1 protein-coding gene and 1 pseudogene are annotated in these 1,213 nt (G+C 48.6%); both read left to right on the forward strand.

Annotated elements, in window-relative coordinates:
* Positions 1-141 (forward strand): invasion associated locus B family protein (locus tag F457_RS14430; RefSeq protein WP_211209058.1); only part of this gene is annotated, 141 nt, incomplete at its 5' end.
* A gap of 341 nt (positions 142-482) precedes the next feature.
* Positions 483-815: pseudogene (locus tag F457_RS14265) on the forward strand (transposase); the annotation flags it as partial.
* Between the last annotated feature and the right edge of the window lie 398 nt (positions 816-1,213).

Genomic DNA, 1,213 nt, shown 5'->3' on the forward strand with positions numbered 1-1,213 from the left:
GAGGCGCAGTTTAATAAGCTTCAAAATGCGAAGAAAGCGACTGTGAAGCTGACGGCGCTGACGGGGCAAGATATTGTTTTGCCTTTCTCAACGAAAGGACTGGGTGATGCCGTTGCACGTGTTAATGCATTAATGCACTAAGATGGTGTGATGGAATCAGAAAAAAAGGCCCTCCAGATGGAGGGCCTTTTTTGTAGGAAATGTATTAAAACCCAGCAGCAATAGCGTTAATTGAGATTATACCTGAGAAATATTTATTGGTCGGTAACGTTACCTGGCCATTGCTATTATGAAGAGGGATTGTGCCGCGCGTATGAGGGAGTCAATTTTTTTGATTATACTTAGCCTAGGCCCTGTTAGGTCTTGAAAGATGCGGTATGCTGTTGATCTGTTTATCATGAGTATGAATAAGACCGTTTTTCTGATTAAAGTTGGTCCCTCTGGGAGCCTCTTATTGAGGAGGCCGCCCGAAGGGAAAGACGTCGCCCAAGAACCGTCAGTGGACGATTTCTGCGATTTTCTGGCGGCATCAGAACGGTGTGACATGGCGTGCCTTACCCTCTGAGTTTGTCCCTTGGTGGATTGCTGCGCAATTGTTTATTCAGTGGTCAAAACTTGGTGTTTGGCAACGTCTTTTCGACAGGGTCAGCCGCAAAGACCAGGCTTTGAGCACGGTCTTCCTTGATGGTACGGTCATTCGCGCTCATCACAAGGCCGCCGGGACGGCCAAAAAAGGGGATACACAAGGAACCAGAGAAACCGTGAAGCTCTTGGCCGCTCACGTGGAGGATTTGGTACCAAGCTCTGCGGCGTAGCTGACGGACACGGGAAAGGCTGTCTCTCGCGCTTGCACCAGGGCAAGCATATGAGGTGCCATCTGCCTATGTTCTTCTTGATAACCTCCCTCATCGACCGCGTTGCATCGTTTACGACTGTAGCTATACCTCCCAGAAGTTCCGTAACGCTGCTATTTGGAACTATGGAGCGTGTCCTGTTATCCCAACCCGGCGAAATGATCCTGACGTCAGTTGTCCAAAATGGACTTACAGGCACCGCTATTTAGCTCCTTTTGACAAAAATATTTTCAAATTTCTTTGCATATGATGTCTCCCTTATCATCGGAAAGGAGAGAGCGTATGCGCGGTGATTTAACAGACGAAGAATGGGCGATTATTAGTGAGCTTTTGCCGCCTGAGCGCGGTCGCTGGTCACG

The sequence above is a fragment of the Saccharibacter floricola DSM 15669 genome (assembly GCF_000378165.1).
Lineage (GTDB): Bacteria > Pseudomonadota > Alphaproteobacteria > Acetobacterales > Acetobacteraceae > Saccharibacter > Saccharibacter floricola.